At 45.0% G+C, this 26,563-nt stretch carries 21 protein-coding genes, 2 tRNA genes and 1 pseudogene; 13 read left to right on the forward strand and 11 right to left on the reverse strand.

Annotation, left to right across the window (positions count from 1 at the left end; genetic code table 11):
• The 9 genes from QZ135_RS19970 to QZ135_RS20010 all read left to right on the forward strand — a co-directional run.
• On the forward strand, positions 1–464 hold a 464-nt coding region (locus QZ135_RS19970), incomplete at its 5' end, for an orotate phosphoribosyltransferase (protein ID WP_294613488.1).
• Positions 465–564: 100 nt separating this feature from the next.
• Positions 565–975: an SRPBCC family protein gene (locus QZ135_RS19975; RefSeq protein WP_005778931.1), complete on the forward strand. Its 411-nt coding sequence runs from the start codon at positions 565–567 to the stop codon at positions 973–975.
• A gap of 5 nt (positions 976–980) precedes the next feature.
• Complete coding sequence (argH, locus tag QZ135_RS19980; protein ID WP_294613494.1) at positions 981–2,324, forward strand: argininosuccinate lyase; 1,344 nt, start codon at positions 981–983, stop codon at positions 2,322–2,324.
• A gap of 144 nt (positions 2,325–2,468) precedes the next feature.
• A tRNA-Gly gene (locus tag QZ135_RS19985) sits at positions 2,469–2,541 on the forward strand.
• An 11-nt stretch (positions 2,542–2,552) separates the two neighbouring features.
• Positions 2,553–2,636 (forward strand) — tRNA-Leu (locus QZ135_RS19990).
• A 128-nt stretch (positions 2,637–2,764) separates the two neighbouring features.
• The gene (locus QZ135_RS19995) at positions 2,765–5,446 is read left to right on the forward strand and encodes a leucine-rich repeat protein (RefSeq protein ID WP_294613497.1); all 2,682 of its coding nucleotides are present in this window, start codon (positions 2,765–2,767) and stop codon (positions 5,444–5,446) included.
• 478 nt (positions 5,447–5,924) lie between these two features.
• Positions 5,925–7,604: a beta-N-acetylhexosaminidase gene (locus QZ135_RS20000; protein ID WP_294613500.1), complete on the forward strand. Its 1,680-nt coding sequence runs from the start codon at positions 5,925–5,927 to the stop codon at positions 7,602–7,604.
• A 73-nt stretch (positions 7,605–7,677) separates the two neighbouring features.
• A complete protein-coding gene (locus QZ135_RS20005) occupies positions 7,678–8,322 on the forward strand; it encodes a hypothetical protein (protein WP_294613503.1) in 645 nt (214 codons plus the stop codon).
• Between the two features lie 5 nt (positions 8,323–8,327).
• Positions 8,328–8,777, forward strand: coding sequence for a hypothetical protein (locus tag QZ135_RS20010; protein WP_294613506.1), 450 nt, complete (start codon positions 8,328–8,330; stop codon positions 8,775–8,777).
• A gap of 69 nt (positions 8,778–8,846) precedes the next feature.
• Here the strand turns inward: QZ135_RS20010 and QZ135_RS20015 are convergent, their stop codons facing one another.
• The 11 genes from QZ135_RS20015 to argR all read right to left on the reverse strand — a co-directional run bounded on the left by QZ135_RS20015 (position 8,847) and on the right by argR (position 17,687).
• Positions 8,847–9,044: a DUF2007-related protein gene (locus QZ135_RS20015; protein WP_294613509.1), complete on the reverse strand. Its 198-nt coding sequence runs from the start codon at positions 9,042–9,044 to the stop codon at positions 8,847–8,849.
• A 139-nt stretch (positions 9,045–9,183) separates the two neighbouring features.
• Positions 9,184–10,839, reverse strand: coding sequence for an AMP-binding protein (locus tag QZ135_RS20020; protein WP_294613513.1), 1,656 nt, complete (start codon positions 10,837–10,839; stop codon positions 9,184–9,186).
• A gap of 109 nt (positions 10,840–10,948) precedes the next feature.
• Positions 10,949–11,503 carry a cupin domain-containing protein gene (locus tag QZ135_RS20025; RefSeq protein ID WP_294613516.1) on the reverse strand — a complete coding sequence of 185 codons (555 nt, stop codon included), beginning with the start codon at positions 11,501–11,503 and terminating at the stop codon, positions 10,949–10,951.
• A gap of 30 nt (positions 11,504–11,533) precedes the next feature.
• On the reverse strand, positions 11,534–12,307 hold the full coding sequence (gene proC / locus QZ135_RS20030) for a pyrroline-5-carboxylate reductase (RefSeq protein WP_294613519.1): 774 nt from the start codon (positions 12,305–12,307) through the stop codon (positions 11,534–11,536).
• A gap of 162 nt (positions 12,308–12,469) precedes the next feature.
• Positions 12,470–13,591 (reverse strand): aspartate aminotransferase family protein, encoded by a 1,122-nt coding sequence (locus QZ135_RS20035; RefSeq protein ID WP_294613522.1) that lies wholly within the window; start codon positions 13,589–13,591, stop codon positions 12,470–12,472.
• A gap of 36 nt (positions 13,592–13,627) precedes the next feature.
• Entirely contained in the window at positions 13,628–14,020 is a 393-nt protein-coding gene (locus tag QZ135_RS20040) for a four helix bundle protein (protein ID WP_294613525.1), read from the reverse strand.
• 20 nt (positions 14,021–14,040) lie between these two features.
• Positions 14,041–15,009 (reverse strand): N-acetyl-gamma-glutamyl-phosphate reductase, encoded by a 969-nt coding sequence (gene argC / locus QZ135_RS20045; RefSeq protein WP_294613528.1) that lies wholly within the window; start codon positions 15,007–15,009, stop codon positions 14,041–14,043.
• 10 nt (positions 15,010–15,019) lie between these two features.
• Positions 15,020–15,232: a PspC domain-containing protein gene (locus tag QZ135_RS20050; protein ID WP_294613531.1), complete on the reverse strand. Its 213-nt coding sequence runs from the start codon at positions 15,230–15,232 to the stop codon at positions 15,020–15,022.
• A gap of 103 nt (positions 15,233–15,335) precedes the next feature.
• A complete protein-coding gene (locus tag QZ135_RS20055; protein WP_294613534.1) occupies positions 15,336–16,541 on the reverse strand; it encodes an argininosuccinate synthase domain-containing protein in 1,206 nt (401 codons plus the stop codon).
• Between the two features lie 11 nt (positions 16,542–16,552).
• Positions 16,553–17,110, reverse strand: coding sequence for an N-acetyltransferase (locus QZ135_RS20060; RefSeq protein ID WP_007660420.1), 558 nt, complete (start codon positions 17,108–17,110; stop codon positions 16,553–16,555).
• Positions 17,111–17,213: 103 nt separating this feature from the next.
• Positions 17,214–17,687 (reverse strand): arginine repressor, encoded by a 474-nt coding sequence (argR, locus tag QZ135_RS20065; protein ID WP_294613540.1) that lies wholly within the window; start codon positions 17,685–17,687, stop codon positions 17,214–17,216.
• Positions 17,688–18,352: 665 nt separating this feature from the next.
• Between argR and QZ135_RS20070 the strand changes: the two genes are divergently transcribed.
• The 4 genes and pseudogenes from QZ135_RS20070 to QZ135_RS20085 form a co-directional block, all read left to right on the forward strand.
• Entirely contained in the window at positions 18,353–20,875 is a 2,523-nt protein-coding gene (locus tag QZ135_RS20070) for a glycoside hydrolase family 88 protein (RefSeq protein WP_294613542.1), read from the forward strand.
• Positions 20,876–20,915: 40 nt separating this feature from the next.
• A complete protein-coding gene (locus QZ135_RS20075; protein ID WP_294613544.1) occupies positions 20,916–23,708 on the forward strand; it encodes a glycosyl hydrolase in 2,793 nt (930 codons plus the stop codon).
• A 6-nt stretch (positions 23,709–23,714) separates the two neighbouring features.
• A pseudogene (locus QZ135_RS20080) lies at positions 23,715–25,234 on the forward strand (glycoside hydrolase family 28 protein).
• 109 nt (positions 25,235–25,343) lie between these two features.
• Positions 25,344–26,563, forward strand: a 1,220-nt coding sequence (locus tag QZ135_RS20085; protein ID WP_294613548.1) for a rhamnulokinase family protein, incomplete at its 3' end; no start/stop codon positions are given.

Below are 26,563 nucleotides of genomic sequence, written 5' to 3' on the forward strand. Positions count from 1 at the left end.
GTCTGATTCTGGAACGTTTCGGACAGGTAGATGCCATTGCCGGAGTTGCAACAGGTGCTATTCCTCAAGGTGCTTTGGTGGCTGATGCATTGAATCTTCCGTTCGTGTATGTCCGTTCTACCCCTAAAGACCATGGCTTGGAGAATCTTATCGAAGGCGAACTTCGTCCGGGTATGAAAGTCGTTGTAGTAGAAGATTTAATCTCTACCGGTGGAAGCAGTTTGAAAGCCGTAGAGGCTATCCGTCGGGATGGTTGTGAAGTAATTGGTATGGTAGCTGCCTATACTTACGGATTCCCGGTTGCCGAACAGGCTTTTAAAGATGCTAAAGTACCTTTGGTAACGTTGACTAATTATGAAGCAGTGTTGGATGTTGCATTGCGTACCGGTTACATTGAAGAAGAAGATATTGCAACGTTAAACGAATGGCGCAAGGATCCAGCTCATTGGGAAACCGGAAAATAAGACTGATTTTTTTGATGATTAAAATATAGAAAGAAGGGCCATTCGGACAGAGTTTGTTCGGATTGTTCTTCTTTTTTCTTTATAAGTAAGATAGAATAAGATGACTAAATTTGAGAGTAGTGTCAAGGTAATACCTTATAGCCAGGAACGTGTGTACGATAAACTTGCGGACCTTAGTAACCTGGAATCCATAAAGGACCGTTTACCACAAGACAAAGTGAAAGATATGAGTTTTGATACGGATACACTTAGTTTCAATGTAGATCCGGTGGGACAGCTAACCCTTAAGATTATTGAACGTGAGCCCTGTAAGTGTATTAAATTTGAGACGATTAATTCTCCTCTGCCTTTTAATATGTGGATTCAGATTGTATCTTCAGCCGATGAAGAATGTAAACTTAAAATAACTATTGGGTTGGATATTAATCCATTTATGAAAGCAATGGTACAGAAGCCTTTACAGGAAGGACTGGAGAAGATGGCTGATATGTTATCCATGATACAATATTAAAGAATATGGCACAGAAACTTTGGGAGAAATCTGTTGAGGTAAACAAGGATATAGAACGCTTTACCGTTGGTCGTGACCGTGAGATGGATCTTTATCTTGCTAAACATGATGTACTTGGTTCAATGGCACATATCACTATGCTTGAGAGCATAGGTTTATTGACAAAAGATGAATTATCTTTATTGTTAGCCGAATTGAAAGATATTTATGTTTCTGCCGAGAAAGGAGAGTTTGTAATAGAAGAAGGAGTTGAGGACGTTCACTCTCAGGTGGAGTTGATGTTGACTCGTCGGTTGGGAGATGTGGGTAAGAAAATTCATAGTGGCCGTTCACGTAATGACCAAGTATTACTTGACTTAAAGCTTTTTACCCGCACACAGATAAAAGAAGTGGCAGAGGCGGTGGAGCAACTCTTTCATGTTTTAATTCGTCAGAGTGAACAATATAAAGATGTATTAATGCCCGGGTATACTCATTTGCAGATTGCGATGCCCTCGTCATTTGGCCTTTGGTTCGGGGCATATGCCGAAAGTTTGGTGGACGATATGCTCTTTTTGCAAGCTGCATTTAGGATGTGTAACCGTAATCCTTTGGGATCGGCTGCGGGATATGGTTCTTCATTTCCTTTGAATCGTACGATGACTACCCAGTTGCTTGGTTTTGACTCTTTGAACTATAATGTAGTTTATGCTCAAATGGGACGTGGCAAGATGGAGCGTAACGTCGCTTTTGCACTGGCAACAATTGCAGGAACCATTTCAAAATTGGCTTTCGATGCCTGTATGTTCAATAGCCAGAATTTTGGTTTTGTGAAACTGCCGGATGAATGTACTACCGGTTCCAGTATCATGCCGCATAAGAAGAATCCGGATGTGTTTGAATTAACACGAGCTAAATGTAATAAGTTGCAATCTCTCCCACAGCAAATTATGATGATTGCCAATAACCTGCCTTCCGGATATTTTCGTGATCTGCAAATTATCAAGGAGGTTTTCTTGCCGGCTTTTCAAGAACTGAAAGATTGCTTGCGGATGACTACATACATCATGAATGAAATTAAGGTGAATGAACATATTCTTGATGATGATAAATATCTTTTTATCTTTAGTGTAGAAGAAGTGAATCGTCTTGCACGTGAAGGTATGCCTTTTCGGGATGCTTATAAAAAAGTAGGCTTGGATATTGAAGCTGGTAACTTCTCGCATAATAAGAAGGTGCATCATACTCATGAAGGGAGTATTGGTAATCTTTGTAATGATGAGATATCCGCTTTGATGCAAAATGTAGTGGAAGGCTTTAATTTCTACAGCATGGAACAGGCTGAAAAGACCTTGTTAGGGCGTGTTTGATAGATTATTGCTATGTGAAGATAACTTCTATCTTTACATAGCTTTTATGATAAAAATAGTTTTCCGTTTCTTTGAGATTTTTTTCTTTGGAAAAAGTTTGGCAGAAAGCAGGAAACTACTTATCTTTGCACCCGTTGAAAAAACGCGGAAATAGCTCAGTTGGTAGAGCATAACCTTGCCAAGGTTAGGGTCGCGAGTTCGAGTCTCGTTTTCCGCTCTCCACAGGATGCTCGAATGGTGGAATGGTAGACACGAAGGACTTAAAATCCTTTGGCCATTGCGGCTGTGCGGGTTCAAGTCCCGCTTCGAGTACTTGATTAAGCTCCATGAGTCATTGATTTATGGAGCTTTTTTCTTTTAGGCATCTCCTTTGTTTTCTACACTAGATAGAAGTCCGAATCAGATACCCCTCGCTACTATACATTTAAAGTTAGAATACTATGAGAACATTTAGGTTATTGGGACTGGTTTTAATCACTATGCTTGTTAGTATAAATTTTGCAGCTTGCAGTGATGGTAATGAACAGGACGATCTTAGTCCTGATAAAAATCCTACAATTACTATTGATTCAAGTATTATCACAAATGGCTTGGCTTTTGCAGCAGAAGGAAGTATAAAATCTGTTAGCTTCACCACTAATACTGATTGGACACTGAGTATAGCCTCCACTACGAGCGGTTCAACATGGTGCACGGCATCGGTTACGAGCGGTAAAAAAGGTGAGGCGTCAGTTGAGTTTACTACTCTTGATAATTCGGATTATGACGACCGGAGTGTGTCTGTAACCATTAAGGCAGGAACAGCAAGCCAAACTTTCACTATTACACAAAAATGCAAAGAAGCGATACTTGTGACCGCAGATAAATTTGAAATCATCCAAGAAGGTGGTTCCATCAATGTAGAAGTAAAGTCAAATATTGATTATCAAATGGAAATTTCAGAATCGGCAAAAAGTTGGATTACTGAAACTAACACACGTGCTCTAACTACTCATAACCACACTTTCTCCGTTGCAGCAAATGAAGAATATGAGAAACGTGAAGGTGAGATTTACTTCAAAAAGGGAGAGCATGTAGAAACCGTAAGGGTTTATCAGGCAGGTGGTGCAGTCATAGTATTGACAAAAGAAAAATATGAAGTAAGCGATAAAGGAGAAACCATTACCGTAGAAATAAAAAGCAATGTAGAGTACGGAATAAAAATGCCACAGGTCGATTGGATTTATGATGAGGCTTCCGTGCGTGGTGCTTCCAGCCATACCCTGAAATATGTTATCAATCCTAATGAGACTTATGACAGCCGTTCTGCGCAAATTATCTATTTCGATAAGAATAACACTGCAAGTGCCGATACATTAACCATCATACAAGTACAAAAAGATGCTATCGTTATTGCAAATAATGAATATACAATTGATGCAAAGGGAAAAACGATAGAAGTAGAGTTAAGTTCTAACATTGATTATACGATTTCTATTGCTGATGATGGGAAAGATTGGATTTCACGTGTGGAGAATACGAGAGCCTTAACTACCAAGAAAATTAAGTTCAATATTGCAGAGAATACTTCTGATGATAGCAGAACAAGCCATATTACTTTTGCTTCTGGTAATGGAGTTAGCCAGAATATTAAAATTATTCAGCAGGGAGCACTTCCTGTTATACATGTAGAAACAGCAGGTACATTATCAGGATTGATTGACAGTTCTGTAAAAGATGAAATCACAAAACTAAAGATTACAGGAAAGTTAAACTCTACTGATATGGAATTCTTGCGTAAAATGAAGGAAATACAGGTTTTGGATTTGTCCGAGGTGAATATGACAAAACTTGGGTATTACTCATTACAAGTGTGTCAAAGTCTGACTTCTATTATTATTCCTAATAGCGTGACAATTATTGAAGATGGTGTGTTTTGGGGATGTTCAAGGCTTACCTCTGTTGTTATCCCTGACGGTGTGACTAGTATTGGAGACTATGCATTCGGAGGATGTTCAAGGCTTACCTCTATTATTATTCCTGACAAGGTAACAACCCTTTCAAGTAATGCATTCCAATTTTGTACGAAGCTTACTTCTATCAATGTGGGTGAAGGTAATACTGAATACTCATCTATAGATGGGGCTTTATATAATAAAAATGCGTCGACACTACTTAAATGTCCTGAAGGCAAAATGTCAATTACTATTCCTGGCAGTATGACAAATATTGGTGATATAGCTTTCTATCTGTGCTCACGTCTTACTTCTATTAATGTGGATGAAAACAATGCCAAATATTTATCTATAGATGGAGTCTTATATGATATAAATGCATCGACATTAATAAAATGTCCTGAAAACATTCCATCAATTACGATTCCCAACAGTGTGACAAGTATTGGCGAGGAGTCATTATCCCGTTTAAATCTTACTTCTATTACAATTCCTAATAGTGTGATTAATATTGGAGATAGGGCATTATCTAGTTCAAATTTTACTTCTATTACAATCCCTAATAGTGTGACAAGTCTTGGAAATGGAGCATTCGATAACTGTTCATACCTTACCTCAATTACGCTCCCTAATAGTGTAACGACTATTGGAAATGAGACATTTGCTAGTTGTTCAGACCTAACTTCTATTACGATTCCTAACAGTGTGACAAGCATTGGGGTAGAGGCATTCTCGGGTTGTAGAAGCCTTACTTCAATTACTATCCCTAGCAGTGTTACTAGTATTGGCATGGAAGCATTCAGTTGGTGTCCAGGTCTTACTTCTATTACTATTTCCAACGGTGTGACAAGAATCGGGGATCATGCATTTTGGGGGTGTTCAAGTCTTACTTCTATTATTATTCCTAACAGTGTGACGAGCATTGGAGGGGGAGCATTTTCGGCTTGTTTCAGTCTTACTTCTATTACAATCCCTAATAGTGTGACTAGTATTGGAGATTATGCATTTTGGGGATGTGCACGTATAAGAGAAATTCATATTGGATATAAATCTGTATCTGGTATGAATCCATCTGTTTTTGAAAATGTAGATACAAGTGTATGTGTTCTATATGTACCCAGAGGCTGTAAATATGCTTATAGTATTGCAGATGGATGGAGGTATTTTAAAAATATAGTGGAAGAATAAATAAAAAAACATCAATCTTAAAGCTCTGTGAACTATCTGTTTATGGAGCTTTATTCTTTTAGATATCTTCTTGCTTCTCCATTCTCTACATCCCACACCGCTACTCTTTAAACTCTTTATTGATAGGTGCTCCGGGTGTTATAGGCAGCAGCGTAGGAAGTAGAAGGCAGATAAATGTGCATTTACCCTATTCTTTTTGTTGATTTGCTTAAAGGAAAATGCCCGGATGCCTGGTTCAAAACTTCGTTTTCCAATTGCGGGCTGTCTGTTTTCCAACTGCGGGCTACCGGGCCTCCATATGGAAACTGTCGGGCCTGCAATTGAAAGACGAAGATTTGTCGGTACCACAATAGGAAAATGCATCAGGCAAAAGCATGTTTTGCCTTGTGCATTACTTCATTTTTCCCTTTATTCCGGGCGAATGATTAAGCTGCTTTCCGTAAAAGCCTTATATTTGCAGTATAAATCATCATCATCTATGTACTTAAAGAAAATTATGGCTGCAACCCTTGCCCTTACTGCGCTTGCCGGGCAGGCACAGGAGAAACCTTTCAACATCATTCCCGAACCGGTGGAGACTACCGTGACCGGACAGGGAGAGTTTCAAATCCAACGTAATACGACGATTCGTGTGTCGGAGCCTGCATTGGCATCCTCGGCTACGTATCTGGCGGATTATATGGACCGTTATCTCGGCATACCGCTACAAACGGAAATTCCCAAGGCGGGTAAATCCCGGAGGAAAGGGAATCCTACGGTAGAAGCAATCACTCTGAAACCTGGTGAACCAGCTTGTATTATTCTGATTAATCGGAAGAATGGAGAGGTTTCCGGTGGCTATCAGTTGGAGATTATTCCGGCGGAGGGCATACGCATTGAAGGAAATGACGAAGCAGGCGTTTTCTATGGTGTGCAGACACTGATACAATTGCTGCCTACCCGTGCCGGAGTGTTGCCTGCTCTTCCGGCTGTGAAGGTGAATGACTATCCCCGCTTTGCCTATCGGGGCATGCATCTCGATGTGGTGCGCCATTTCTTTCCGGTATCATTCATTAAGAAGTATATCGATTATCTTGCACTGCATAAACTCAACTATTTCCACTGGCATCTGACGGACGACCAGGCTTGGCGTGTTGAAATGAAATGCCGACCGGAGCTGATAGAGAAAGGTTCCGTCCGTGAAGGGGAAATCCTCGGACTTTATCCGGGAAAATACCAACCGTTGCCTTATGGCGGATATTATACCCATGAAGATGTGCGCGAGATAGTGCGCTATGCTGCTGAACGTCACATCACTGTGATACCTGAAATAGATATTCCCGGCCATTGTATGGCAGTACTTGCCACTTATCCGCAATTCAGTACTACGCCGGATGAGCCGAAGAAGGCGGCTCTGACGTGGGGTATCTTCAATAAATTCAATAACGTGCTGGCACCCAAACCGGAAGTTTTCGACTTTCTGAAAGATGTGTTTTCTGAATTGTGTGACTTGTTCCCCGGTCAATATATCCACGTCGGAGGTGACGAATGTGCCAAGCGCTGGTGGCAGGAGTCGGAAGAAACGCAGCAATTCATGCGTGAACATGGACTGAAAGATGAGAAGGCGTTGCAAAGTTACTTTGTCCATTATGTGCAGGATGTGGTGAACGGTAAAGGAAAGACGCTTATCGGCTGGGATGAAATCCTCGAAGGAGGCATTTCGGAAGATTGCATCGTGATGAACTGGCGCCGTCCGGAATTCGGAAAGAAGGCACTGAAGACAAACCACCGCACAATATTCACCTGTTCTGCCTGGTCGTACTTCAATCTGAAAGAGAGCCGTACCCAACCGGAAATCGGCCCGCGTGGTCCGTTGGCTTTAGAGAAAGTATATGCTTTTCAGATTGTGCCCGATTCGCTGACTGCGCAACAACAGAAACTTGTTTGGGGAGCGCAGGGGTGCTTATGGACTGAATACATTCCTACTACCTGGAAAGCGGAGTTTGCCGTTTTCCCACGTATGTCGGCACTGGCAGAGAATGTCTGGTCGCCTTTGGAGAAGAAGAACTGGGGAAACTTCGCCCGTAAAGTAGAGACGCAGTATGAGCGTTATGAACTTTGGGGCGCGCGCTATTCCGAAGCATTCTTCCGTACACAAGACGTGGAACGAAAAAGATAACAGAAAAAGCTGTCGGTGTTGCAGTACTTTTCATTTTTTTGCATTTAATAGAAAAAACGCTATACAAATCATTATGAAGTACTTGCTTAGTTTCCTTGCAGGGGTATTATTAACTACCTCTTTGTACGCCCAGAGTGCAGGTGATAAAAGGTCCTCTTTTTCTGTTCATGCCGGACCGTCATGGTATCTGGGGCAATTGATGGGAATCACCGACAGAACGGATGCCTATCGCAGTGATTTACGAAAAGGAGTGGCTTGGGATGTCAGTTATCTGGCACAGCTTGCCGGCCGGAAGTTGAAGTTCGGAGTGGGGGCTTTGTATCAGGGAAGTTCCTATAAGAATACGCATGAAACCGGTTCGGACAAGGTTCTGATGCACTACATGGCTCCGCAGATATCTTTGTCGATGGTGAAGACGCATTACCAGCTTCAATTGTCCGGTGGAGTAGGCTATCAGTTTTATAAGGATAAGAGTAAGGTGTATGGCAAGCCGCGGAACGTGTCGATGGACAAACTTGCCGGTAACCTGGCCCTTTCGGGCGAGTATTTCTTTGCGAGCCATTGGGGGGCTTCTGCCCGCTTGAACTGGCTGGCATCCAGTTCGGAAACTTACTCGGTGAAGTATCACGATGAGAAGTGGAATGTGGAAAATCCGAAAACCGGTACCGGTTATTTCGGTCAGTTATCTTTAGTCTTCGGTTTAAACTATCATTTTTGAGTGCTATGAAAAAGTTATTATTTCTGTTCCTGCTGGTTCTCTGTTGTGCCTGCGAGGAAGATAAGTCGGTGGACCCGACACTGATGCCCGAAGCTACGACATCGGGACAAAATACGTTAGGTTGTTTGATAGACGGCTGGGTGTATACTTCCGGACGGTTTGGAAAGCCGGATGTCAGTACTTACGATGAAGAGGGTAGCCACTATGTCAGGATTGCTGCGGAAGTAGGTGTTTTCAGTGCTTTGCATTTTACGCTAGTGAATCCGCGGCAAGGAGCTGCCTGCACTTATATCAATGCAAGTTTTGACGGTGAAAAGCTGGAAGATGGCGAGGCCTATATCACCCGTATGAACGGAACTATTATCAGTGGCACATTCAGTGGCGGAAATATAAGAGAGGGGCGCTTTGATATCAGGTATAGCGATGAATCCGAAGGCGACGGAGGAATTTATTAATAGAAAAACTGCCCGTTCGGAATTCTCTTCCGACGGGCAGTCTTTTTTCACTTCGTCTTCTCTTTAGTCTTATAAAGCCTTTCGGTTACTGATAACCCGTACAGCAACGGTGTACTGTTGACAGGGAACAGACACATGAATGCCGTTACCTTTGTCTTCTGTAGAAGCGTTGATGTAAGCTGACTTTAACAGTTGCTTCACACTTTCCACTTCCCAAGGACTACCTGCGAAAACGTTAATCTGAGAAATCTTTCTACTTGTAATCATGTGCTTTAAAACTTATTAGTTGTACTTTCCGGTCGCAAATGTAAGTGCTTTGCACGAAATTTAATAACTCAAATCGGTCAAAAAGCAACACAAAAGGTGCAAACGATTTAGAAGTAGCTTATTTGGCATTATTTCTCCTTTATTTAGTATCATTCTCCCGGATTTCCACGCGGCGGATTTTTCCACTGATGGTTTTCGGCAGTTCGTCTACGAATTCGATGACGCGCGGATACTTGTAGGGAGCAGTCACTTTCTTCACGTGGTTCTGCAACTCTTTGATGAGTTCTTCACCTTCTTTGCCTTTATATTCCTTAGCCAGCACGATGGTAGCTTTCACTACCTGACCACGTATATCATCGGGCACGCCGGTGATGGCACATTCTATTACGGCAGGGTGAGTCATCAATGCACTTTCCACTTCGAACGGGCCGATGCGGTAGCCGGAACTCTTGATTACATCGTCGGCACGGCCTACGAACCAAAGGTAACCGTCTTCATCTTTCCAGGCAACGTCTCCGGTGTAATAGATACCGTTGTTCCAGGCCTCATGTGTACGCTCTGCGTCACGATAATACTCTTTGAACAGTCCCAACGGCTTGCCTTTGTCCGTACGGATTACGATTTGTCCCTGCTCACCGGCTTCTACTGAACGGCCGTCGTTGTCTATCAGGTCTACATTGTATTGCGGATTGGGCAATCCCATGCTGCCCGGTTTCGGTTCCATCCAGGGCATGGTGGCAATGGTCAGAGTGGTTTCTGTTTGTCCGAAGCCTTCCATCAGTTTGATGCCTGTCAGTTTCTTGAAGGTTTCAAATACGGCGGGGTTCAGAGCCTCTCCGGCGATGGTGCAGTATTTCAGTGACGAGAGGTTGTACTTCGTCAGGTCTTCGTGAATGAGGAAACGGAAGATGGTGGGAGGTGCACAGAGAGAAGTCACATGATAATCCTGTATCTTCTCCAGAATGGCGGCGGGGGTAAACTTTTCATGGTCATACACAAAGATGTTGGCACCGGCAATCCATTGTCCATAGAGTTTTCCCCATACTGCCTTTCCCCAGCCGGTATCGGCAATGGTGAGGTGCAGGCTGTCTTCGGTCAGGTTGTGCCAGAAGCTGCCGGTGACGATGTGCCCCAACGGATAGGTGAAGTCGTGGGCAACCATTTTCGGCTGACCGGTGGTTCCGCTGGTGAAGTACATCAGTGAGATGTCTTCATTTGTATTCGGGTGTTCCGGTTTCACGAAAGGAGCGGCGTTCTCGATACCTTTATGGAAGTCGTCGAAACCTTCGGCAATCTCGGGACCTACGCTGACGAGTTTCTTCACGCTGGGAGAATCCGGCATGGCGGCGGTGATGTGGTCGGTGATAACCGGTTCACCCGCACAGACAATCATTTTGATGTCCGCAGCATTGCAACGATATACGATGTCTTTCTTTGTCAGCAGGTGTGTAGCGGGAATAACGACTGCACCGAGCTTATGCAACGCTATGATACTGAACCAAAATTCAAAACGGCGTTTCAGCACCAGCATCACCATGTCGCCATGTCCGATGCCGAGGCTTTGAAAGTAGGAAGCCGTCTTATCGGTGTAGTACTTCATATCGGCAAATGTGTATTGTCGGAATTCTCCTTTGTCATTGGTCCATAACAAAGCGCGTTTATCGGGCTGTTCTTCAGCCCAGGCGTCTACCACGTCGTAGCCGAAGTTAAAGTTCTCCGGTACGTTTATTTTCAGGTTTTTGATAAAGTCCTCTTGCGAAGTGAAAGAGGTTTGCGATAAAAATCTTTCTACCATGATTTTAGGAATTAAGAATGAGGAATTAAGAATGAAGAATTTTGCTGCGCCGTGCAAGTATGCCGCATGGCAATTCTTCATTCTTTATTTTTCATTCTTCATTTAATGATTACATTATTATTGCCAGGAAGCGTACCGTTTTTCCATCCAGCGCTTTCATTCCATGTGGCAGCTTGGAGTTGAAGTAAAGGCTGTCTCCTTCGTTTAGTATAAGTTCTTTGCCGTCGATGTTGACCAGCATACGTCCTTCGAGTACGAGACTGAATTCTTGTCCGGCGTGACTGTTGTAGTGTATCGGTTCATCGTCCGGTTTGGGTTCAACGGTTACGATGAACGGGTCTACGCTGCGGTTCATAAAACCGGAAGCGAGGGCTTGGTATTTGTAGGCTTTGGTACGTTCGATGCTGACGCCCTTTCCGGCACGGGTCAGGAAATAGCTGCTCATTTTGGGTTCTTCGCCAAACATCAGTGCATCCAGTGACACACCGTATCTGCGTGCAATCTTTTGCAACATGCTTACGGAGATATCAAAGTCTCCTGTTTCGGCAAGGCGGTAGTCGTAAGGAGAGATATCGCATTCGCGAGCGATGTCTTCGGCTGTCAGTTCCAGTACATCACGGAGTCCGCGAAGGCGTTCGGCAATTTGCTTAATTTGTTCGTCCATGTGGTTGTTATTTAATGAATTAATTAATAATTACACGCTTTTCTTTATGGCGTTGATGATGGTTGAGGTGTAGCCCCCATGTTCCAGTTCGTTAATGCCTTTGATAGTAATGCCGCCGGGGGTGCATACTTTATCAATTTCTACGCTGGGGTGCGTGTCATTGTTCAGTATCAGCTCGGCTGCTCCTTTCACGGTTTGCGCCACCATGCGCATACCGTCCTGGGGGTAGATGCCCATTTCGATGCCGGCTTGCATGGCTGCCTGGATGTATTTCAATACGTAAGCGATGCCGCAGGAAGTCATGGAAGTGGCGGCGGAGAACTTTTCTTCGGGGATGAGCATGGCAAGGCCCATCTGGTTGAAGATGTCCAGCATCAGTTGTTCCTGCTCTTTGGTGGCGTTGCGGCTGGCGATGAGCGTCATGCTCTCCATTTCGCTGACGGCGGTGTTGGGGATGATGCGGAACATGGTCATTTCCTTGTCGGCAACATTTTGTGCCAGTTCTTCGAAGGAGATGCCGGCGGCAACGGATATAAGTATTTGTTTGCTTTTCAGCTTCAGCTCGCGCAGCACGGGCTTGATGAGCCAGGGCTTCACGGCAAGTATGATGAATTCGGCGCCGGTGACGGCTTCCTGATTATCGTGAGTAGTCTGCAAAACGGGGAATTCTGCTTTCAGCACATCCAGTTTGCCTTGCGAAGGGTTAGAAACGATGATATTGCTGGCGGGAATAATGCTCCCCTTTGCCAATCCGCGGGCGATGGAACCACCCATATTTCCAGCTCCAATAATTGCTGTTTTCATATCATTCTGTTATTAAAAGGGTTGACGATGGGCAAAGGTAGATATTTTTTCTACTTTTATACTCTAATAAAAGTAAAAACTATCACTACATATTAAACAAAAAGCAGCTTCTCGAAACTTAGAAAGGTCCGGAAGCTGCTTTATGGCTGATTATATCAAATATTAAAGTACTTTCTTGAAGCGTTCGAGGAACATTTCGGCTTCTTCCATGCTGAGGCAGAGAGGCGGCAACAGACGGAGTACATTGGTTCCGCTGACACCGGTAAATACATGCTGTTCTTTCAATAGTTTCAAACGTAATTCCTTGATTGGTTCTTCAAATTCAAGGCCAATCATCAGACCGCGTCCGCGAACTTCTTTGATTTGCGGGAACTTTTTCAGTTCCGTCATCAGGTAGTTGCCCACCCGTGCTGTATTCTCTATCAGGTTTTCCTGCTCTATCACGTCCAGTACGGCGAGTGCTGCACTACATGCCAGGTGATTACCACCGAAAGTAGTGCCAAGCTGTCCGTAAATGGGGGTGAACATCGGGCTGATAAGTACGCCTGCCATCGGGAAACCGTTGCCGATACCTTTGGCTACGGTGATGATGTCGGCTTTTATGCCGTTATGCTGGTGGGCAAAGAACTTGCCGCTACGTCCGTAACCGCTTTGGATTTCATCGAGAACCAGCACCGTGTTGTGTGCCGTACAGGCTTCACGCAGTGCGTGTATAAATTCATCTGTCGGCAATTGGATACCGCCTACGCCTTGAATACCTTCGATGATTACTGCACAAACGTCATCTTTAGCCAGTTCGGTTTTCATGGCTTCTATATCGTTCAAAGGCAGATACGTTACGTGTCCGCAATCGTTGATAGGAGCAATGATTTTCGGGTTATTGGTCACTTCCACTGCCAGTGAAGTACGTCCGTGGAATGCTTTGTTGAAGGAAATAACGCGCGTACGTCCGTTATGGAATGATGCCAGTTTCAAAGCGTTCTCGTTAGCTTCGGCACCACTATTGATAAGGAATAAGGAATAATCATCATAACCACATGCTTTTCCCAGGCGCTCGGCAACCTGTTCCTGTAGCTTGTTAATAACAGAGTTGGAATAGAATCCCAACGTAGCAACTTGTTTGCTTATCATCTCCACATAATGCGGATGTGCATGACCGATAGAGATGACTGCATGACCGCCATAAAGGTCGAGGTACTCCGTACCGTTCTCGTCCCACACGTGGCAGCCTTTTCCTTTGACGATGTTGATGTCAAAAAGGGGATATACGTCGAATAAGTTCATAATATAAATTAAGAATTAAGAATTAAGAATGAAGAATTAGTGGGTGTCTTCATCTTTATTCTGATTGTTTTTTACTGTTCTTATAGAAGCAATAAGGAGAGCTATCAGTTCTCCACATTCGGTTTCTATGCTTGCGAAAGATTTATCATCAATATATTCAGAATCTTTTAGAAGATTCAACCAATAATCTGTTTCGTTAGCTTCTTTCAAGGCAATGCTTAATTTATTAATGAAGTCTGCAGGGCTTTGGGCAAATTCTGATTCCCGAATTAGTGCCCCTACTGCAGTTCCTGAACGAAGAACCTGCTTGCTAAGAATCGTTTCATGTTTTTTTTCTCTGAGAAATCTTGTCATACTTATTATTCGCAATGCGAAAGCATAACTCTTAGTATGCAGCAATGAATCCGTTCTATTACGTGAATTCTTCATTCTTCATTCTTCGTTCTTCATTAAAATGCACTTGGCTTCAATCGCAAGCCGACGGTTTCTTCTAAATTGAACATCAGGTTCATGTTATGTACCGCCTGTCCGCTGGCACCTTTCAGCAGGTTGTCGATGCAGGAGATGATGAGCAACTTATCGCCGTGCTTTTCCAGATGCAGGAGGCACTTGTTGGTGTTTACCACTTGTTTCAGGTCGATGTTCTTATCTACGATATGTACAAAGGAATCTTTTGCGTAATATTCTTCGTACATACGGGTGATTTCGTCCAGCGCAACCTTGGTCTTTACTACAATGGTAGTGAAGATGCCGCGGGGGAAATCTCCACGGTAAGGAATAAAATCAATCTCCGAGTCGAAACTGTTCTGCAGTTGTTTGAGCGATTGCTTGATTTCGGGTACATGCTGATGGTTGAAAGCCTTATAGACGCTCATATTGTTGTTGCGCCAACTGAAGTGGCTCGTTGCACCCGGTTTTACGCCTGCACCGGTGCTGCCGGTAATGGCGTTTACCATAATGTCATCATTCAGCATCAGATGCTTGGCGAGAGGCAACAATCCCAGTTGGATGCAAGTGGCAAAGCAGCCGGGATTAGCTACATATTTCGCTTTGCAGGTAGCCCGGCGATTCAGTTCCGGCAGACCGTAGATGAATTCATGTTCCGGAGAAGCAATGCGGTAATCCATAGAAAGGTCGATAACTTTCAGTTCCTCAGGGAGGTTATGGCTTTCCATGAACTTCTTCGTGTCGCCGTGGGCAGTGCAGAAGAATAATACATCAATTTCATTCAAAGGTAACTCGTCGGTGAAGACAAGGTCCGTTTCGCCGTACAATCCTTCGTGTACGTCGGTAATTTTGTTTCCGGCGTTACTTGAGCTGTTGATGAATACGATTTCCGCTTCCGGATGGTTAATCAGCAAGCGTATCAATTCACCTGCCGTATATCCTGCTCCGCCGATGATTCCTACTTTAATCATTGTATGTTCTTTATCTGTTATATAAGTTTTTCTCTTCAGGGACAATCAACCACATAATAAGGTATACAGGGATACCGGCAAATACGGTGAAAAATGTCAGTAGTGCATAACCGATGCGTACGAGAGACGGGTCGAGCCCGAAGTAATTTGCCAGCCCTCCGCAAACGCCGGCGAGCATTCTGTCGCTGCGTGAGCGGGTAAGTTTCTTATTATTATTGTCCATAAATTCTTTTTTTAATGAAGAATGATGAATGAAGAATTTTGCTGCGCTGTGCAAGTATGCCGCATGGTAATTCTTCATTCTTCATTTTTAGTTCTTCATTTCATTAAATTTCTTCGTCCTTATGATTGTTATAATATACTCTCAGTGGGGTAGAAGTAACCTTGATGAAGCCTTTTGCGTCTTCTGCCGTCCAGCCTTTCTGCATTTCACCGTATTCGCCGAATTTCGTTTTCACAAGATCGTCTTCTGATTCTACACCTACCGTAGAGAAGGATAATGGGCGGAGTTCCAGGATAGCTGTACCGTTTACGTTGCGTTGTGAAGATTCCAACATGGCTTCGATGTCACGCATTACCGGTTCCAGATACTGGCTTTCGTGCAGGAACATACCGTACCAGTTGGCAACCTGGTCTTTCCAATATTGCTGCCATTTGCTCAATGTGTATTTTTCCAGGAATTTGTGCGCGCCGATAATCAACATCGGAGCAGCAGCTTCGAAACCTACACGTCCTTTGATACCGATAATTGTATCGCCTACATGCATATCGCGGCCAATGCCGTAAGCGGCACCGATTTCTTCCACTTTCTGTATAGCCTTGATGGGGTCATCGAAAGTCTCATCATTTACGGCTTTCAGTTCGCCTTTCTCAAAAGTAAGACGCAGTTGCTCGCTGCCTTCTTTGGTGCAATGTTTCAGATAAGCCGTTTCGGGCAAGCCTTGTGCAGAGTCCAGAATCTCGCCACCACAGATGGAAGTACCCCACAGACCTACGTTATAGGAATATTTCAGTTTGGTGAAGTCGGCAGAGAAGCCGTGCTTGTTCAGGTAGTCTATCTCTTCCTGACGGCTCAATGCCATGTCACGGGTCAGCGTGATGATTTCTACACCGGGAGCCAATACAAGGAACGTCATGTCGAAACGAATCTGGTCGTTACCTGCACCGGTAGAACCGTGGGCGATGGCATCCGCACCGATTTCGTTGGCGTAACGGGCGATGGCAAGCGCCTGAAAGATACGTTCGGAACTTACGGAAACAGGATAGGTACCATTACGCAATACGTTGCCGAATACCATGTATTTCAGGCTCTTTTCGTAATATTCCTGTGTCACGTCGATGGTTACATATTCCTTTGCACCCAGTTTGTAAGCGTTTTCTTCGTTTGTTTTCAGTTGTTCGGGACTGAAGCCGCCGGTGTTTGCACAAGCTGCATATACTTCGTATCCTTTTTCTTTGGCAAGGTACATTACCGTAAATGAGGTATCAAGACCGCCGCTGAATGCGACTACTACTTTTTTCTTTTTTTCCATATTCTTATTTTTTAAATTTTATCGTCTTCATGCAGTTCCGGGTCGTAGAGCATTGCAGTGCAGATGCAGAACTTACGGTTTTTGGCTACTAATATATCGTGGTTGATACATCCTTCGCAACCTTTCCAGAAAGATTCATCGTCAGTCAGCTCATTGAAGGTGACGGGGACGTATCCCAGTTCTGTATTCATTTTCATGACGGCAGCTCCGCTGGTGAGGCTGAATACTTTGGCATTGGGCCATCGCAGGCGTGCCAGTCGGAAAGAGGCCATTTTGATACGCTTAGCCAGTCCTATGCCGCGGAAGTCGGGATGTACAATCAAACCGGAAGTGGCGACGTATTGCTTGTTTCCCCAGCTTTCGATGTAGCTGAATCCTGCAAATACATCTCCGCACAAGGCGATGATTGCTTTTCCTTCTTTCATTTTTGTCGCCACATATTCGTGTGTGCGTTCTGCGATGCCCGTTCCACGTACTTTGGCCGCTTCTCTGATGGTATCCAAAATCTTATCCACATAAATTTCGTGAGAGGCGTCAGCCACCATCACGTCCACTTTTTTGGTATCCATTTCGTATTTAATTAATAATTTTAGAATGAAGAATGAAGAACCACCATGCGGCATACTTGCCCAGCTCAGCAAAATTCTTCATTCTTCATTTTTAGTTCTTCATTTATTCTATGTTAGGTATGATTTGTGATAGGAAGTCGCGTACTTCGCTGTGCGAAGCGGCTTCATGCACTACCAGCATGATGGTGTCATCTCCGGCGATGGTGCCCAGGATAGCGGGACATTCGCGGTTGTCAATATCGTAAGCCATACTGCTGGCATAGCCTGGTCGGGTACGGATAACTGCGATATTACCTGAAAAATGCAGGGAAACGAATCCGCTGTTCATCAGCATTTCGCTGGCACTCTGGTCATTGGAGCGTTTGTACATGATGTTGTTGGGCAATACATATACATATTTCCCGTTCATGTTCGCTGCCTTGGCAACTTTCAGTTGTTTCAGGTCACGAGAGAGAGTGGCTTGTGTCAATTCAAAGCCTTCTTTACCTAAAGCTTGCAGCAGTTCTTCCTGCGAACTGACGTCCTTGCTTGAGATAATCATCTTGATAGCGTCTAACCGATTGGCTTTTTTCTTCATATTCTGTATAATTATTCTAAGAATGGCGCAAAAGTAGGGAATATTTTGGAAAGAATATGCATAAATGGGAGGTTTTTTGTACTTTTTATACTGTGAATGCTATACTTTATGCATAAAACGAACGGCTAACTGTATTTTTGTTGCATGTTTCTTGTATTAATTCGTTGGTATGCGAACTCTACGTACCTGAATCGTACTTGCTCCGTACCTTCTCCAGTGTTTCTTCGCTCAGAGGTACCTGCAGACGAAGAATGTACGGAGCAAGTACATCTCAGATGCGATTAGGATACGGTTCGAAGGATAATAGTGTGCAGTGATTAAAAAAACAAATAATTAAACATGGTATTTAGTTAAGTATTTCATTGTATATCGGATTCGGATAGGGAGCTATCGGGCATTCTTTATCTTTCATGTAGAGGTGGAAGATGATACATTGAAGTTTCAGTATCTTGTTCCCAGAGGAGAGGCTTATGACAAAAAGAATAAAGAGAATCTGCGAAAACATGACATTTAATTGGTTGTAACTTTCTTGAAACGACAAAAGCAATAAGAAAACTATCAAAATATAGAGAAGGGATTTCGGAGGAAACCCCTATTTTTGTGCCGTTAGGTATTGGCATGTTCTATAGAGTAATCTATGTGAATCTATAAACTATTAAAAGCACATGAAAAAGTTTCTTGGATTTTCTATTTTCCTTCTTTTAGTTTTCGTTGCTTCTCTCACGGCAGAAGCAAAGGTGACACTTCCTGCAATTTTTTCAGATAATATGGTATTGCAGCAAAATACACAGGTAAACATGTGGGGGAAAGCTGCCCCCGGAGAACGCGTGACGGTTAAAGCGTCCTGGATGGATAAAGCGATTACGGCAAAGGCGGCTGCCAATGGCAAATGGGCGGTGAGACTGAAAACGCCGGATGCTGCGAATAATCAATCTATTACGGTGAACGGGGAGAATACGATTACTATCAGTAATGTATTAATAGGTGAAGTATGGCTTTGCACCGGGCAGAGCAATATGGAATTTCCTGTGTCGCGCCAGCCCGGTGCGAAATGGAAAACCGGTATGCTGAACGAAGCGGAGGAAATGAAGGATGCTGATTATCCGGAGATTCGTTTGTTTCATATAGAACACCAATTGGCTCCTGATGGCGAAATGGACGAATGTGAAGGGCGGTGGCTGGTGTGCAATCCGGAGAACCTGGCTGATTTCTCGGCCGTGGGCTTTGTCTTCGGACGTAAACTGCATAAGGAGTTGAAGATGCCTGTGGGACTGATTCAATCGACTTGGGGCGGAACACATGCGGAGGCGTGGACGAAGATGGATGTGATGAAGAAGAATCCGCTTTATGCAGATGTGCTGAAGGATTTTGCTTCGAAAGATGCAAAGCAAAAGAATAAGGTACCGGCAACTTTGTGGAATGGTATGATACATCCTATCCTGGGTTACACTATAAAAGGTAATATCTGGTATCAGGGGGAATCGAACTCTATTCGTGCCGGTAAGTACCAGCAGGTTTTTACGAATATGATAAATAGCTGGCGCAAAGAGTGGAAGCAACCCGATATGCCGTTCTACTTTGTGCAGATAGCTCCGCAGTATGGACAGCCGGCAACGATTCGTGAAGCGCAACTCAAGACGTGGCAAAGCGGGTTGAAGAATGTAGGTATGGCGGTAATCACCGATGCGGGTGACTCGCTCGACATCCATCCGCGCAATAAGACAGTGACGGGCGAACGCTTGGCAGCATGGGCGCTGGCTAAGCAATATAATAAGGATGTAGTTTATTCGGGTCCGTTGTTCAAGGCAATGACGGTGGAAGGCAATAAAGCCATACTGAGCTTTGATTATGTTGAGGGCGGGCTGATGACACCGGATAATGAACCGGTGAAAGGAGTCATTGTTGCCGGTACGGACCGCCGTTTCTATCCGGCTACGGCTGTGATAAAAGGCAAGATATTGGAAGTTTCGGCTCCGCAGGTTCCCGAACCTGTGGCTGTGCGTTATGCATATTGCAATTTCTTTCGCGTGAATCTTTATAATAAAGCAGGTTTCCCCGCTACTCCTTTCCGTACGGATACATGGGAGCCGGATTCGTATGCGCGTTGGTTTGCCGATTCGGAGATGGTACGATTCCCGAAAGCTTACCAGTTGGATCATGGCAAACGACTTTTCTTTGGCTATGCGCAGGGAGTGGGCTGCTGTGCGATGCTGAAAATGTGGAAGAAAACGGGGGAGCGCCGTTACTTCGACTATGTGGAGCAATGGGCGGACTCGCTGATTAATGATAAAGGAGAAATCCACTTGTATCATGTGGAGACTTATAATCTGGATTACATCAATTCCGGCAAAGTCTTGTTCGATTTGTATCGTGAGACGGGCAAGGAGAAATATAAGACAGCGATGGATGCGCTCATTAAACAACTCAAAAATCATCCTCGTACATTGGAAGGTGCTTATTGGCATAAGCTTATTTATCAGCATCAGATCTGGCTGGACGGCCTGTATATGGCTTCACCTTTTATGGCGCAATATGGTGCGGAGTTCAATAAGCCCGAATGGATTGATGAAGCTGTGAAACAATTCACGCTTTGCCAGAAACATACGTACGATGCCAAGACCGGACTTTATCATCATGCCTGGGACGAAAGCAAGAGCCAGCGTTGGGCAAATCCGGAAACAGGACATTCTCCTAACTTCTGGGGGCGCAGCATCGGCTGGTGGTTCATGGCGATGGTGGATGTACTGGATTTCATCCCGGAAAATCACGAAGGACGCGCCCGGATAATCAGTTGGATACAGGGATTAGCGGAAGTATTGCCGAAGTATCAGGATAAGAATGGTTTGTGGTATCAGGTACTCGACCAGCCTACACGGAAAGGAAACTTCCCGGAAGCCTCCGTGACTACGCAATTTATGAATGCGTATGCCAAAGCGGTGAATAAGGGATATATCGATGGGAAGTATCGTGCTGTAGCCGAGAAGGCTTTCAACGGGGTGAAGAACAAGCTGATGGCAGAGCTTCAGGACGGTACGTTGACGCTGACACGCTGCTGCCAGGTGGGCGGTTTGGGAGGACACCCGTATCGCGACGGTAGCTTTGAATATTATATAGGTGAGAAGATGAGGGATAACGACGCGAAGGCGACGGGACCGTTTATTATGGGGTGTCTTGAATTGGGAAAGTAATTTAAATAAAGAATGAGGAATGAAGAATGAAGAATTTGTTATGAAAAAGAATTTATTGGTAATACTCTTTGCTTCTTTTTGTGCCGGCACTCTTTCCGCACAAAGTGTTTCGTGGCCCGAAGTAACCACCGATGCTAAACCGGCTGCCCGCTGGTGGTGGATGGGAAGTGCGGTAGACGCTGCGAATCTGACTCATAATCTGGAAGCGTATTCGGAAGCGGGAATGGGGACAATGGAAATTACCCCTATCTATGGTGTGCAGGGAAACGATGCGAATGATATTCAGTTTCTCTCCCCGCAGTGGATGCAGATGTTGCGCCATACGGAAAGCGAAGCTGCACGTCTGGGCATGAAGATAGACATGAATACAGGTACCGGATGGCCCTTTGGTGGTCCGGAAGTGAGTATCAAAGATGCTGCTTGCAAATTGCTGATTGAGGAGTATACATTGAAGGGCGGAGAACGCCTGAAAACAAAAATAGAAGTGGTGGACGAAAAGCAACGGCCGCATGCTAAGCTCTCCCGCCTGATGGCTTTCAGAGTACTTCCCGATTCTTCTACTCCGAAAGAGCAAAAGGCAAGACCTTGTTTTAATCTGACATCTAAAGTGAAAGACGGAAAGCTGAACTGGAAAGCCCCGAAAGGCGAGTGGCGCCTGATTGCCGTTTTCACCGGAAAGACCTTACAGAAAGTGAAGCGCGCCGCCCCCGGTGGCGAAGGATATGTGATGAACCATTTCTCTGCAAGAGCCGTCTCGAACTATTTGGGACGCTTTGAACGCGCCTTTACCGAAACTCCGACCGACTATCCTCATAACTTCTTTAATGACTCCTACGAAGTATATGGAGCCGATTGGACAGAAGACCTGTTCGAACAATTCGCCCTTCGTCGTGGCTATAGGCTGGAAGACTTCCTGCCCGAGTTTCTCTCACAAGAGCGTACAGAGACCACCCGCCGCATCATTTCCGATTACCGGGAAACCTTGGGTGAACTCCTGCAAGAGAACTTCACCCGCCAATGGACGGATTGGGCTCATAAACATGGTTCACGTACCCGCAACCAGGCGCATGGCTCACCCGGTAACCTGATAGACCTTTATGCAACGGTTGATGTACCGGAATGTGAAGGCTTTGGATTATCCGATTTCGGCATCCGTGGATTGCGTAAAGATTCCCTGACACGTCCCAATGATTCGGACCTTTCCATGTTGAAGTATGCTTCTTCGGCAGCGCACATAGCCGGAAAGCCCTTCACAACTTCAGAAACATTTACATGGCTGACGGAGCATTTCCGCACGTCGCTTTCGCAGTGCAAGCCTGATATAGACTTGATGTTTATTTCGGGTGTAAACCATACGTATTTCCACGGTACTACTTATTCGCCTGTTGAGGCTGCATGGCCGGGATGGAAGTTTTATGCTTCCATCGATATGAGTCCCACGAACAATATCTGGCGGGATGCACCTGCGTTTTTCGATTATATCACCCGTTGTCAGAGCTTCCTGCAAATGGGACAGCCGGACAATGATTTCCTGGTATATCTGCCTGTGTATGACATGTGGGATGAACAGGATGGGCGTTTGTTGCTGTTTGACATTCATAAAATGGCACAACGTGCGCCGCGTTTTATTGAAGCGGTGCATCGCATCTATGGTGCGGGCTATGATATGGATTATATTTCTGATAACTTCATTCGTAATGCTATGTGCCAGGATGGCAAGATATTGACTTCCGGTGGTGTTTCCTATAAAGCTTTGGTGGTTCCCGGTGCCCGCCTGATGCCTGCTGATGTGTTGGAAAAACTGCTCCGATTGGCAGACGAAGGTGCTGTGATTGTTTTTCTGGAACAATATCCGGAAGATGTGCCGGGACTTAACTCTTTGTCCGGGCGCCGTGCGGAGTTCAATAAGGTTCTTGCACAGATAAAGGAGCGCGAAGGAAAAGGAAATGTGATTTTCGGGACAGACTATGCCCGCACACTGGCTGCCACCGCCGCTGTTCCCGAAGATATGAAAACGACTTTCGGGTTGAGCAGTATTCGTCGCTCGCATCCTGAAGGACATCATTATTTCATTTCCGCCCTGAAAGCAGAAGATACGGAAGGTTGGGTGCCATTGGCTGTGCAGGCGCGTTCTGCGATGCTTTATAATCCGATGAATGGCACATCGGGAAAAGCGCGTTTGCGTCAGGATAATGGTAAGACAGAAGTTTTTCTGCAACTGGCATCCGGTGAATCTGTGATATTGAAGACATTCGACAATCAGGATGTTACCGTGCCGGAATATGGGTATTGGACGCCTATGTTGGGAGAGAATGAAGTGAAGAATCTACTTTCTGATAAACAGTGGGGTTTCCGATTTGTTGAATCCACTCCGGCAGTAGGTATCACTCCGGATAGTGTATCACTTGGCTCCTGGACGGAACTTGCCGCCGAAGGTGTGAAGAATGCAATGGGGGCCGCATGCTATACCACTACATTTACTGTGAAGAATCCTGCTGAGGTTGCAGAGTGGATGTTGGATCTCGGTGATGTTCGTGAAAGTGCCCGTGTACGTATCAACGGTCAGGAAGTGGCTACGCTTTTTGCTGTACCTTATCGTTGCCTGATAGGTAAATACCTTCGTGCGGGGGCGAATATGCTTGAAGTGGAAGTTACCAATCTTCCTGCCAATCGTATTGCCGATATGGATCGCAACAATGTTCCCTGGCGTATTTATAAAGATGCCAATATCGTGAATATCCATTATAAGAAGGATAATTATGGAAAATGGGATCCTGTTCCAAGCGGTTTGTTGGGGCCTGTAAGTCTTGTGCCTATGGAGGCTTTAAAGTGAGTAAGAATGACGAAACAATTGTATATGGCTGTAGCCATTTGTTTATGGGCGCTCAGTGCCTGCCAATCTTCAACGTATAAGTATGAAGCTATCTATCGTGATTTGCCTTTCGACATGCCACGAGTGGAGTCTCCAAAGTTTCCCGACCGCCAAGTGAATCTTGTTGATTTCGGTGCGGTGGGTAATGGTGAGGAACTCTGTACCGAGGCATTTGCCAAAGCTATCGATGCTTTGGCGCAAAAAGGAGGCGGACACCTGATTGTTCCTGCCGGAGTCTGGTTTACCGGACCTATTGTGTTGAAAAGCAACATAGACTTGCATCTGGAAAAAGGTGCTGTCATTCTCTTCTCGCCTGATGTGGATTTATATCCGTTGGTGGAAACTGTTTTTGAAGGATTGGATACCCGTCGTTGTCAGTCGCCTGTCTCCGGGCGTAATTTGGAGAATGTGGCAATTACAGGTGAAGGTGCTATCGACGGTAACGGACATTATTGGCGCCCTCTGAAGCGGGAGAAGGTGACAGAGAGCGTATGGAAACAGACCACAGCCCGGGGGGGAGTTTATAAACGCCCTACTTATTGGTTCCCTTATCCACAGACATTGAAAGGGGATACCATCAGCAATATGAATGTACCCCAGAACCTGAAGAGTGAAGAGGAATGGCAAAGTGTCCGCCATTTCCTCCGTCCGGTGATGGTGAGCTTGATAGAGTGTAAAAATGTATGGTTGCAAGGTGTTATCTTTCAGAATTCACCGGCATGGAATCTGCATCCGTTGATGTGCGAGAATGTACTGATAGAAGAAGTGCAAGTACGAAATCCGAGTTATGCACAAAATGGTGATGGGCTGGATTTGGAGTCTTGTAAGAATACGCTGATAGTAAACTCTACCTTTGATGTGGGTGATGACGGTATTTGCCTGAAGAGTGGCAAAGACGAAGATGGCCGCCGCAGGGGACGTGTCTGCGAGAATGTGGTTGTAGATGGTTGTACGGTGTTCAAGGGGCACGGAGGGTTTGTGGTTGGTAGTGAGATGAGTGGTGGTGTGCGCAATGTTTCTGTCAGCAACTGTCAGTTCCTGGGCACGGATGTAGGTTTGCGTTTCAAGAGTAAACGTGGACGTGGCGGAGTGGTGGAGAATATCTGGATACGTAATATATCTATGATAGATATTCCGACAGAACCGATAACATTCAATCTTTATTATGGAGGTAAGTCGGCAGTTGAAGTGCTGGAAAGCGGTGAAGTGGTGCCTGCTAAGGTAGAGCCGATGCCGGTGGATGAAACGACGCCTTGTTTCCGGAATATTCATGTCGAGAATTTGGTTTGTGCCGGTGCCCGTCGTGCCTTGTTCTTCAATGGCATTCCGGAAATGCCGATTGACGGCATTACATTGAAGAATGTGGATATCTCTTCAAAGCTGGGAGCAGATTTGTATATAGCAAAAATATTGTAATGGAGAATGTGAATATCCGCCATGAAGAGGGCGAGAAGGTTGTGACTCGTTATTGTGAGAATGTAAGGTGAATCAATACTTTTGAAATCTGTCAGAAACAATATCTTTTCAGTCAAAACTAATACAGAGTATAGGGGAGTAATCCCCTATTTTTGTATCGTCAAAAATCTATTTAATATCATGAAACATTGCTTTTTTGCGGTCGACTTGGGAGCTACCAGCGGTCGTACAATCTTAGGAACATTCACGCCACAAGGATTGGAATTGCAGGATGTGAACCGTTTCCCCAACCATCTGATTGAAGTAGGAGGACACTACTACTGGGATATTTATGAATTGTATCGTCATATTGTGGAAGGCTTGAAACTGGCTGCCCGCATGGAGGATGTACAGATAACTTCTATCGGTATCGATACCTGGGGAGTGGATTTTGTATGTGTGGGCAAAGACGGAGGATTGCTTCGCCAACCCTATTCCTACCGCGATCCTCATACGGTGGGAGCACCCGAGGCTTTCTTTGCCCGTGTTCCCCGTAAACAGGTATATGGATGGACAGGCATTCAGGTCATGAATTTTAATTCACTTTTTCAACTGGATACATTACGTCGTAATAATGACAGTGCACTGGCGGCGGCTGATAAGTTGCTTTTTATGCCAGATGCACTTAGTTATCTGTTGACGGGCGAGATGGTGACGGAATATACCATTGCCAGCACTGCGCAACTGGTGAATGCCGAAACGCGCCGTTTGGAACCTGCTTTGCTCGCAGCACTCGGACTGACGGAAGATAACTTCGGCCGTTTCGTATATCCGGGTGAGAAAGTGGGGGTACTGACAAAAGAAATACAAACCATTACCGGACTGGGCGCCATACCTGTAATTGCCGTTGCCGGACATGATACCGCTTCGGCCGTTGCCGCTGTACCTGCTTTGGACCGTAACTTTGCTTATCTGAGTAGCGGCACATGGTCGCTGATGGGAGTGGAGACTGATGCACCTGTCATCAATGAGGAAACCGAAGCGTTGAACTTCACTAACGAGGGAGGCGTAGACGGAACAATCCGCTTATTGAAAAATATTTGTGGAATGTGGCTGCTGGAACGCTGCCGTTGCAGTTGGGAAGAAATCTCTTATCCCGAACTAATCGCTGAAGCACAAGCATGCGAACCATTTCGCAGCCTGATAAATCCGGATGACGCTTTGTTTGCCAATCCGGCAAATATGGAGCAAGCCATCCGTGCCTATTGCGCCGATCATAGCCAGCCGATACCGGAAACCCGTGGACAAGTGGTGCGTTGCATTTTCGAGAGCCTGGCACTGCGTTACCGACAGGTTTTAGAGAATTTGCGCGAGCTTTCTCCACGCCCGGTAGAAGTGTTGCACGTCATCGGTGGTGGAAG

It is taken from the genome of uncultured Bacteroides sp. (genome assembly GCF_905207245.1).
Taxonomy (GTDB): Bacteria; Bacteroidota; Bacteroidia; order Bacteroidales; family Bacteroidaceae; genus Bacteroides.